This window comes from Microbacterium sp. Kw_RZR3 (assembly GCF_029222405.1).
Classification (GTDB): domain Bacteria; phylum Actinomycetota; class Actinomycetes; order Actinomycetales; family Microbacteriaceae; genus Microbacterium.
Window position 1 is genome coordinate 1 of the sequence record NZ_JARHXC010000244.1, and the last position, 9802, is coordinate 9802.

The 9802-nt window shown below is 71.3% G+C and carries 9 protein-coding genes and 1 pseudogene; 1 reads left to right on the plus strand and 9 read right to left on the minus strand.

Annotation, left to right across the window (positions count from 1 at the left end; translation table 11 throughout):
- Positions 1–54: 54 nt before the first annotated feature.
- The 4 genes from recQ to P2P98_RS13610 all read right to left on the minus strand — a co-directional run bounded on the left by recQ (position 55) and on the right by P2P98_RS13610 (position 4243).
- On the minus strand, positions 55–2088 hold the full coding sequence (gene recQ / locus P2P98_RS13595; RefSeq protein WP_275800557.1) for a DNA helicase RecQ: 2034 nt from the start codon (positions 2086–2088) through the stop codon (positions 55–57).
- Positions 2089–2153: 65 nt separating this feature from the next.
- Positions 2154–3608, minus strand: a complete 1455-nt coding sequence (locus P2P98_RS13600) for a cation acetate symporter (protein WP_275800558.1) — start codon at positions 3606–3608, stop codon at positions 2154–2156.
- Positions 3605–3997, minus strand: coding sequence for a heavy metal transporter (locus P2P98_RS13605; RefSeq protein ID WP_275800560.1), 393 nt, complete (start codon positions 3995–3997; stop codon positions 3605–3607). The genes P2P98_RS13600 and P2P98_RS13605 overlap by 4 nt, the downstream gene beginning before the upstream one ends.
- A gap of 54 nt (positions 3998–4051) precedes the next feature.
- The gene (locus P2P98_RS13610) at positions 4052–4243 is read right to left on the minus strand and encodes a hypothetical protein (RefSeq protein WP_058597577.1); all 192 of its coding nucleotides are present in this window, start codon (positions 4241–4243) and stop codon (positions 4052–4054) included.
- A gap of 25 nt (positions 4244–4268) precedes the next feature.
- Here P2P98_RS13610 and P2P98_RS13615 point away from each other — a divergent pair, with 25 nt between their 5' ends.
- Positions 4269–4784 carry a CGNR zinc finger domain-containing protein gene (locus tag P2P98_RS13615; protein ID WP_275800562.1) on the plus strand — a complete coding sequence of 172 codons (516 nt, stop codon included), beginning with the start codon at positions 4269–4271 and terminating at the stop codon, positions 4782–4784.
- A gap of 227 nt (positions 4785–5011) precedes the next feature.
- On the opposite strand, the gene P2P98_RS13620 is transcribed toward P2P98_RS13615, so the two are convergent.
- The 5 genes and pseudogenes from P2P98_RS13620 to P2P98_RS13640 all read right to left on the minus strand — a co-directional run bounded on the left by P2P98_RS13620 (position 5012) and on the right by P2P98_RS13640 (position 9591).
- On the minus strand, positions 5012–5716 hold the full coding sequence (locus P2P98_RS13620; protein WP_275800563.1) for a LytTR family DNA-binding domain-containing protein: 705 nt from the start codon (positions 5714–5716) through the stop codon (positions 5012–5014).
- Positions 5713–6884: pseudogene (locus tag P2P98_RS13625) on the minus strand (histidine kinase). Before P2P98_RS13625 ends, P2P98_RS13620 begins: the two are co-directional and overlap by 4 nt.
- Before the next feature lie 13 nt (positions 6885–6897).
- On the minus strand, positions 6898–7134 hold the full coding sequence (locus P2P98_RS13630) for a YbdD/YjiX family protein (RefSeq protein WP_275800565.1): 237 nt from the start codon (positions 7132–7134) through the stop codon (positions 6898–6900).
- Positions 7135–7141: 7 nt separating this feature from the next.
- Positions 7142–9406: a carbon starvation CstA family protein gene (locus P2P98_RS13635; RefSeq protein ID WP_275800567.1), complete on the minus strand. Its 2265-nt coding sequence runs from the start codon at positions 9404–9406 to the stop codon at positions 7142–7144.
- Positions 9403–9591 carry a hypothetical protein gene (locus P2P98_RS13640; RefSeq protein ID WP_275800569.1) on the minus strand — a complete coding sequence of 63 codons (189 nt, stop codon included), beginning with the start codon at positions 9589–9591 and terminating at the stop codon, positions 9403–9405. Before P2P98_RS13640 ends, P2P98_RS13635 begins: the two co-directional genes overlap by 4 nt.
- Positions 9592–9802: the final 211 nt, after the last annotated feature.

The following is a 9802-nucleotide window of genomic DNA, read 5'->3' on the forward strand; positions in this document are numbered from 1 at the left end:
GGACCACCCCACGACAAGGTTCCTGAGCTCGTCGAAGGGACCGGGGCCCCCGCGTCAGTTCGCGGCGACCACCGTCAGGATGCCGTCGCCGTACGCCTCGCGCTTCTTGGCGCCGATGCCGGTGATGCCGTCGAGGTCGCCGATCGACGCGGGGCGCGCGGCGGCGATGGCCCGGAGCGTGGCGTCGCCGAAGACGATGTACGCCGGAACGCCCTGTTCGCGGGCCTTCTCGGCGCGCCACGCGCGCAGGGCCTCGAAGAGGCCGCGGTCGTCGGGGGCCACGTCGTCGGCGCCCGAGGTCCGCGGGCGCGAGGAGCCCCCGCCGCTGCGACCCAGGACGTCGCGGCGGAGCGGCACCGGGGTCTCCCCGCGCAGCACGCCCGCCGACGCCTCGCTCAGCGCGAGGGTGCCGTAGTCGCCCTGTGCGACGATGATTCCCCGGGCGAGCAGCTGACGGATGACACTTCGCCAGTCCTGATCGGAGAGGTCGGCGCCGAGCCCGTAGGTGCTGAGCCGATCGTGCCCCTGCTGGGAGATGCGCTCGGTCTTCGCGCCGCGGAGGATGTCGATCAGGTGCCCCGCTCCGAACGCCTGACCGCGCTCGCGCTGTAGGCGAACGATGGTCGACAGCAGCTTCTGCGCGGCGATCAGACCGTCCCACGTGTCGGGCGGGGTGAGGCACGTGTCGCAGTTGCCGCACGGTTCGGACTTCTGCCCGAAGTAGTCGAGGAGGTTCTGGCGGCGGCATCCGACCGTCTCGCACAGGGCGAGCATGGCGTCGAGGTGCTGGCCGAGTCGCATCTTGTAGGAGCGATCGCCCGGTGACTGGTCGATCATGCGGCGCTGCTGCACCACGTCGCCGAGGCCGTAGGCCATCCACACGACCGAGGGGTCGCCGTCGCGGCCGGCGCGGCCGGTCTCTTGGTAGTAGCCCTCGACCGACTTGGGCAGGTCGATGTGGGCGACGAAGCGCACGTCGGGCTTGTCGATGCCCATGCCGAACGCGATCGTCGCGACCATGATCACCCCGTCTTCGCGCAAGAACCGGGACTGGTTCGCGGCGCGCACGGAGGCGTGGAGACCCGCGTGATACGGCAGGGCGTCGAGCCCCTGCGTCGAGAGATAGGTCGCCGTCTGCTCGACGCTCTTGCGGCTCAGTGCGTAGACGATGCCCGCAGAGCCCTCGGGCTGACTCTTGATGAACTGCACGAGCTGGCGCCGGGGATCGACCTTGGCGTCGATGCGGTACTGGATGTTGGGCCGATCGAAGCTCGCGACGAAGCCGCGGGCGTCGCGCAGCCGCAGCCGTTCGACGATCTCTTGCGCGGTGGCCGGGGTCGCCGTGGCCGTGAGCGCCATGCGCGGCACCCCGGGGAAGCGGTCGGCCAGATCGCCGAGCGCGAGGTAGTCGGGACGGAAGTCGTGACCCCACTGCGACACGCAGTGCGCTTCGTCGATCGCGATCACGCTCAGACGACCGCGCGAGAGCAACCCGAGCGTCTGAGCGCCGTTCAGTCGCTCGGGGGCGACGTAGAGCAGGTCGAGCTCGCCCGCGAGGTACGCCTGCTCGACCGCCTGGCGCTCGGCCGGGGCCTGCGTCGAGTTGAGGTACCCCGCGCGCACGCCGTTGGCGATGAGCGCTTCGACCTGGTCGTGCATGAGCGCGATCAGGGGGCTGACGACGAGTCCGGTGCCCGGCCGCACGAGCGCGGGCACCTGGTACGTGACGCTCTTGCCTCCGCCGGTGGGCATGAGCACGACAGCGTCTCCCCCGTCGACGACGTGCTGCACGATGTCGGCCTGGTCGCCGCGGAAGGCGTCGTACCCGTAGACCTCGTGAAGGACCTCGCGCGGGTCGCGACCGGTGAAGTCGCGCACCGCCGGGAGTTCGCGCGCGGTGCCGGTCGCGGCCGCGGCGCGCGCGAAGGCGGAGGTGGGGTCGACGGGCGGCGGCGGAGCGTCGAGGTCGTCAGGCGGGGCGAAGAGATCGGGGTCCCAGTCGACGTCGGCGTAGGGGTCGTCATACCCGCCGAACGGCTCGGGCGGCGCGTCGGCGTAGGGCTCGGGGGCGGCGCCGGAAGAAGTCACCCGTCCACGGTAACCCGGGGCACCGACACCCGCGCGGGCCCGTCCGGGTATCTGTGGAGGGAGCCTCAGGAATCCGGGGTGTGCAGACGTGCCAGGTAGCGTTCGACGCGGAACGGAACCCCCGCGCGATCGCTCAGCGACACCGCCACGATCACGGCGGTGGTCAACGGGATCGTCCAGGCCGCAGGCTGAGCGAGGACGGCGCCCCAGCCCCCGGCATCCGGGATCATCCCTCCGGCCACGAACGCCGCGCCGCACGCGACCGCGCCCACCACCATGCCCGCGACCGCGCCCCGCGCCGTCAGACGCGGCCACCAGACCCCGAGAAGGAGAACGGGCGAGAGCGTGGACGCCGCGAACACGAACACCGCGCCGACACTCGACACGAGACCCGCGGGTTCGGTCAGCAACGCGACCGCGAGGGGCACCACCGTGCACAGCACCGCCGACAGACGGAACGAACGGACGCTGCCGCCGAACACGTCCTGGCTGACGACGCCCGCGAGCGAGACGACCAGACCCGACGAGGTCGCGAGGAAGGCGGCGAAGGCTCCCGCGACGATGAGCGCCGTGAGCAGCTCGCCCACCACGCCGGGGAGGAGGCGCGAAGGCAGCGCGAGGACGACCGTGTCGGCGAGACCGCGCACCGCCAGATCGGGTGCCACCACCCGCGCGATGAGTCCCATCGTCGACGACACGGCGTAGAACGCGCCGATGAGCACGATGACGACGACGGTCGTGCGTCGGGCCGACCCGCCGTTCGGGCTCGTGTAGAAGCGCACGAGCACGTGCGGGAGCCCGATCGTCCCGAGCAGGAGGGCGAGCAGCAGCGACACCGTCGCGTAGGTGTCGACGGCACCGGGACCGTAGTCGGCGGGGAAGATCACTGCCGGATCGAGGTCGCGCCCGCCCTGCGACAGCACGACGAGGAGGAACACCGCGGGCACGAGCAGCGCGGTGAGCTTGAGCCAGTACTGGAAGGCCTGGACGGCGGTGATCGCCCGCATGCCTCCCGCGGCGACGATCCCGGCGACGAGGGTGGCCACGACCACGGCACCGGTCCAGTCGGGCACGTCGGCCACCACCCCGAGAGCCAGGCTCGCTCCGTGCAGCTGCGGCACGATGTACAACCAGCCGATCATCAGCACGACGACACTCGTGATCCGCCGGGCCGCGCGCGATTCGAGCCGCGCCTCGACGAAGTCGGGGATCGTGTACGCGCCGCTGCGCCGGAGCGGCGCGGCGACGAAAAGCAGGACGAGCAGATACCCGGCCGCGTACCCGATCGGGAACCAGAACCCCTCGGAGCCCGAGAGCAGCACCAGGCCCGCGAGCCCCAGGAACGTGCCGGCCGAGAGGTACTCGCCGCTGATCGCGGAGGCATTCCACACGCTTCCGACGCTGCGCGACGCAACGAAGAAGTCTCCCGTCGTGCGCGACAGGCGCACGCCCGAGAAGCCCAGCACCGCGGTGACGACGATCAGCAGCCCCACCGCGGCGAGATCGAACACCGGGTTCACGCGTCGGATCCGGGGTCGGCGAGATGGCGATAGCGCCGTTCGTTGCGCGCCGCCGCGCGGACGAAGATGAGCGCGAAGACGAGGATCAGCGGATAGAAGCCGTACGCCTGCGCGAGCCACGACAGGGGCACGCCGAACAGCACGGGGTCACCCAGCGCGGGGAGCGCCGCGATCGCCACCGCGAATGCCCCCGCGACGACGAGGAACGCGGCGACGCAGCCGATCGCGAGCCGTAGCTGCGCCCGCACGAGCCCCCGGGAGAACACGTCGTCGGCCTCGTCAGGGGCGTGTCCCGGCAGCGCGAAGCCGCGCGTCGCCGGGCGCGGCACCCGAGCGGATCCGGATGCCGTGACCCGGACGCGCGGAAGGCGCGGCGTCTCTTCGGTCATGGCCTCCCATCGTGGCATCCGGGGCGGTCGGCGTCGATGCGCGTCCTCCCGTTCTCACACCTCGCGGGACAGCGGGACCGGGGGCGTCGCGGCGGCGGGGTCGAGGTCGACGCGACGGGCGCGGCATCCGGTGCACCGCACGTAGCGCACGCGCCCCTCGCTCGTCGCGTGCACCGATTCGGTGACCCACGCGTGTTCGTGGACGGATGCCGTGACGGGAAGCGAGAGGGTGTCGGGGGCGCTCATGGAGCCAGCGTGCTGTAATGCCCTTATGCATCTCAACCCTTACGGCGAGTACGCGGTCCTGCTCGCCGCGTCGCTCGCGAACGACTGGCCCGCCGACCGCGACGGCGTGGAGGAGAGGGCGAGGGATCTGGGCATGTCGATGGAGTTCCCCGTCGGCACCGACGATCACGAGCGCACGCGCGAGGTCATCGACGCGTGGTTGCGGGTCGTCGATGAGCCCGATCACGACGCCCGCGCCGCTCTGCTCAACGCCCAGATGGCCGAGGTCACGGCCTACCCCCGGCTCACCAACCACAACGGCGAAGGCTGGCACCTGCACTACCGCGACGAGAACGACGCCCTTCCGCGCGTGCTCGCCGCGGTCATCTCGGTCGGCACCGCGCTGCACCTCGTCACGCGCGGGCAGGATCGCCTCGGCCGCTGCGCGGCGGAGCCCTGCGTCAACGTCGTCGTCGACGTCACGCGCAACGGACGTCAGCGGTACTGCTCGGTGCGCTGCGCGAATCGCGCGGCCGTGCGCCGGCACCGCGCGCGGGGGTAGGAGGCCGCGATGGGACTCGCGGGCCCGGCTGGCGACGCGTCAGCGGAGGAGATCCAGGGAAGGGAGGATGCCACAGCCCGCGGGCGGTCCTCCCTTCCCTGGATCCCCTCCCCGCGCCGGCACCGCCCCGCCGTCGCAGCCCCGCACCGGCCCGCGCCACGCCGACACCGCCCGGCACCGGCACGGCCCCGCGCACACCCCGCGCGGGCACAGCGCATACACCGCCCTCACCGCAGCAGAGCGTCGCGCACCGACGGGACGAGCCGCCGGCTGACCGGGAGCTCGATCTCGGCCAGGACCACCGACGGCGCCGCACCCGACAGGCGCACCTCGACGATGGCATCCCGGTGCACGAGGTACGACCGGTGCACGCGGACGAAGCCGGCGTGCGCCCAGCGATCGGCGAGATCGGACAGCGGCAGGCGCACCAGGTGGTCGCAGGTCGGGGTGTAGAGGCGCGAGTAGTCGCCACTGGCCTGGACCCAGCGGATCTCGGCACGACGAACCAGGCGCGTCGTCGACCCGATACTGACCGCGATCGTCTCGTCGTCGTCTGCGTTGGCGTCCGCGCGCGCCGCGAGGGCGCGCCCGAGCGATCGGTAGAGACGTTCGACACGGACGGGTTTCAGCACGAAGTCGACGGCCTCGACGTCGAACGCCTCGACGGCCCCGGCATCGTCGGCGGTGACGAAGACGATCGCGGGGCGCTCGCGCAGGCGCGCCAGAGCGCGAGCGAGGTCGAACCCCGAGAGCCCCGGCATGTGGATGTCGAGGAACGCCGCCGCGACGTCGACCCTGTCGAGGATGCGCAGGGCCTCGGCCCCGCTCGCCGCCGCGTGCACCTCGGCCACGCGCGGGTCGGCCGAGAGCAGCGCGACCAGCTCGGCGCGCGCCGGCGCCTCGTCGTCGGCGACCAGGACCGCGACGCTCACGGCAGCGCCGTCTCGTGTCGCGGCTGCGACTTCGGCACCCGCAGGCGCACGGCCGTTCCCGAGCCGACGTTCGTCTCGACCACGAGACCGCCGGCGGGTCCGTAGAGCTGGCGCAGTCGCGCATCGACGTTGCGCAGCCCCACGTGGGTCGACGTCGCATCGAGGTCGAGCAGGGTCGCGAGCTCCTCGGGGTCCATGCCGACCCCGTCGTCGTCGACCACGACCTCGGTGTGCGTGCCGTCGTCGATCGAGGTCACCGTGATGATCCCGCCGCGCTCCCCGGTTCGAGGCCGTGCCGCACGGCGTTCTCGACGAGGGGCTGGACGGACAGGAACGGGATGACCGTCGCGAGGGTCTCGGGAGCGATCCGCAGGCGCACCGACAGGCGGTCCCCGAACCGGGCGCGTTCGAGCTCGAGGTACGAGTGGATGCTGCGCAGCTCTTCGGCGAGCGTCGTGAACTCCCCCTGACGGCGAAACGAGTACCGCGTGAAGTCGGCGAACTCGAGGACGAGGTCGCGAGCGCGTGGCGGATCGGTCGAGATGAACGAGGCGATCGCGGTGAGCGCGTTGTAGATGAAGTGCGGACTGATCTGCGCCCGCAGGGCGCGCAGCTCCGCCTCGGCGAGCGCCGCGCGCGAGGCGTCGAGACCCGCGAGCTCGAGCTGCGCCGCGCACCACTGCGCGACATCGCCCGTCGCCCGCACGAGCGGTCCGCGCACGGGCGACGCGAAGGCGGTCACGGCGCCCCAGACGCGCCCGTCCACGACGATCGGCGCCCCCACGGCATCGCCGTCGCTCTCGGTGAACACCTGTCGGCGTCCGGTCTCGCGCACGCGCGCAGCGATGCGGCGCGCCGACGCCGTCAGCGTCTCAGGGCCGTCCAGCGCGACCCGATCCGCGGTCGCGTCGACGATCGCCACCGCGTCGGCGGCGAGGAGCGTCCTCAGATGCTTGGCCGCGCGGGCGGCATCCGGTTCTTCCCGTCCCCCGCGGAGGGCGGATGCCGCTGCGGCGGCGAGGTGCAGGGTTCGGTGCGTCGCCCGCTCGGCGTCGCTCCCCAGGTCGCGCGGCGCGAGCGCGAAGCGGCGCGCGAAGACGAGCGCGAGGGTCAGCGCCGCACCGACGACGACCCCCGCAGCCCCGGCGAGCAGCGGTGCGTCGAGCATGGTCGCAGCCTAGTCAGCAGCAGCGCGCGCCGGGATTGGCATCCTGATCCGCCGCCCGCTGCCGCCAGAACTGCCGTTCGGTCAAAGGCGACTCGCCCGGGTGGTGCACCCGGTGGTGCGCGACGTACACGTCATAGGCGCGGTCGCCCATGAGCGTCGTCACGTACCACCGGATGCCACGCGCGAGCCGCGCGAGGCGCGCCCCCACGCGGGCGAGGGCCGAACCGGATTCCGCGCGCACCAGAGCCATGACGACCTCAGTGGTGCGCCGACGCGGTCGGACGGTCGGGGTGGTCGGCCGGCAGGGCTTCCCACTCCTTCTCGATCTCGCGCTCGGGCTTCGTGGCGAGGAAGCCAGCGGGGGCGAAGCGACGGGATGCCACGGGGGCGTCCTCGAGGTCGGCACCGCCGCCGTTCCGCAGGGCCTTGATCGTCACGATGACGGCCATGACGATCACGACGATCGCGAGCGTGACGAAGATCACCGACAGCACGCCCTGCACGAACGTGTTGCGCACGACCGCTTCCATCGCCGCGACCGTCTTCGCGGTGCCGAACTCGGTCTTGCCCGCGGCCAGCGCGTCGCGGAACGCGAAGTGGTTCGCCCAGTACCCCACCGCCGGAACCGGCGAGAAGATCTTGTACATCGACGCCGTGATCGTGACGACCGCGGCGAAAGCCAGGGGCAGGGCGACGATCCACAGCCAGCGGAAGTAAGACCGGCCGCGCTTCGCGACGATCGCGAGCACCACGGCGAGCGCGATCGCCGCGAGCAGCTGGTTGGCGATGCCGAACAGCGGGAAGAACGTGTTGATGCCGCCGAGCGGATCGGTGACACCGAGGATCAGGATCGATCCCCATCCCGCGACCATGACCGCCGTGCAGATCCAGACGCCGGGGCGCCACGACAGATCCTTGAACTTCAGGAGGACGGTGCCGATCGAGTCCTGGAGCATGAAGCGGGCGACGCGGGTTCCGGCATCCACCGCCGTGAGGATGAACAGGGCCTCGAACATGATGGCGAAGTGGTACCAGAACGCCATCATCGCCTGACCGCCGAGGGCCTGCTGCATGATGTGCGCGAGGCCGAGCGCGAGGGTCGGGGCGCCGCCGGTGCGCGAGACGATCGAGGTCTCACCGACGGCCGCGGCCGTGGTCGTGAGCATGTCGGGCGTCAGATTGACGCCCGCGAGCCCCAGCCCGTTCACGAACGCGACGGCACCTTCGACCGTGCCCAGGGTGGCCGCCGGCGAGGCGTTCATCGCGAAGTAGATGCCGCGGTCGATCGAGAGGGCGGCGACGAGCGCCATGATCGCGACGAACGACTCCATGAGCATGCCGCCGTAGCCGATGAAGCGCGTCTGACGCTCCTTCTCGACGAGCTTGGGCGTCGTTCCCGAGGCGATGAGCGCGTGGAATCCACTCAACGCGCCGCACGCGATCGTGACGAAGAGGAACGGGAAGATGGGGCCGCTGAACACCGGTCCGGTCTGTCCGCCGGCGAACTCGCTGAACGCGGGCACCGAGATCTCGGGGCGCACGAGCACGATCGCCCCCGCCAGCATCACGATGACGCCGACCTTCATGAAGGTCGAGAGGTAGTCACGGGGAGCGAGGAGCAGCCACACCGGCAGCACCGCCGCGACGAAGCCGTAGATGATGATGCCCCAGGCGATGACGGAGCGGTCGAGGTGGAAGGCGGCGTATCCCCACTCGGTCGAGGCGACCCAGCCGCCGGCGATGATCGCCCCGATCAGCAGGACGAAACCGATGATCGAGATCTCGGTGATGCGACCCGGGCGGATGTAACGCAGGTAGAGACCCATGAACAGCGCGATCGGGATCGTCATCGAGACGCTGAAGACGCCCCACGGGCTCTCGCCGAGCGCGTTGACGACGACGAGCGCGAGGATCGCGACGATGATCAGCATGATCAGCAGGCTCGCGAGGATCGCGGCGGTGCCGCCGATCTTGCCCAGCTCGTCTCGCGCCATCTGCCCGATCGTGCGGCCGCCCCGGCGCATCGAGAAGAAGAGGACGAGGTAGTCCTGCACCGCGCCGGCGAGGATCACGCCGACGATGATCCAGATCGTGCCGGGGAGGTAGCCCATCTGCGCGGCGAGCACGGGCCCGACCAGGGGACCGGCGCCGGCGATCGCGGCGAAGTGGTGGCCGTAGAGCACACGACGGTCGGTGGGGACGTAGTCCTTGCCGTCCTGCTTGCGCTCGGCGGGGGTCGCTCGACGGTCGTCCGGGCGCGTGATGTAGCGCTCGATCACCTTCGAGTAGAAGCGATACCCGATGAGGTACGTGCAGACGGCGGCGAACACGAACCAGATCGCGTTCACCGTCTCTCCGCGCACGATCGCGAGCATCGTCCAGGCGAGGCCGCCCAGCAGCGCGATCGCGACCCACAGCGCGATCTTCGCGGGGGTCCATTTGCTCCGGAGCTTCTCGGGCGGAACGGCGACCGGGGGAAGGGTCGGGTCGGTGACGACGTCGTCGTCCACGGAAGCGCTCATGTTGTCTCCTGCTCGCGGCGTTGCGGACTCGCATAGTGAACCGGATGCCGCGCGCCCGAGGCCGTGGCATCCGTCGATCGTGCGGTGAACGGCGTGAACGGTGCGGTGAGCGGCAGGGCGGGGTTCTCACCCTGCGACTGTCCGGGCTCGCTGGAGGGACCGGAGGCTTCGACAAGCTCAGCCACCTCCGCCACACCGCCACACCCAGCCGCGCGACGTCCCCGAGCCTGCCGAAGGGACCGGAGGCTTCCACACGCTCAACCACCTCCGCCACACCCAACCGCGCGAGATCCCCGAGCCTGCCGAAGGGACCGGAGGCTTCGACACGCTCAGCCACCTCCGCCACACCCAACGGCGCGAGATCCCCGAGCCTGCCGAAGGGACCGGAGGCTTCCA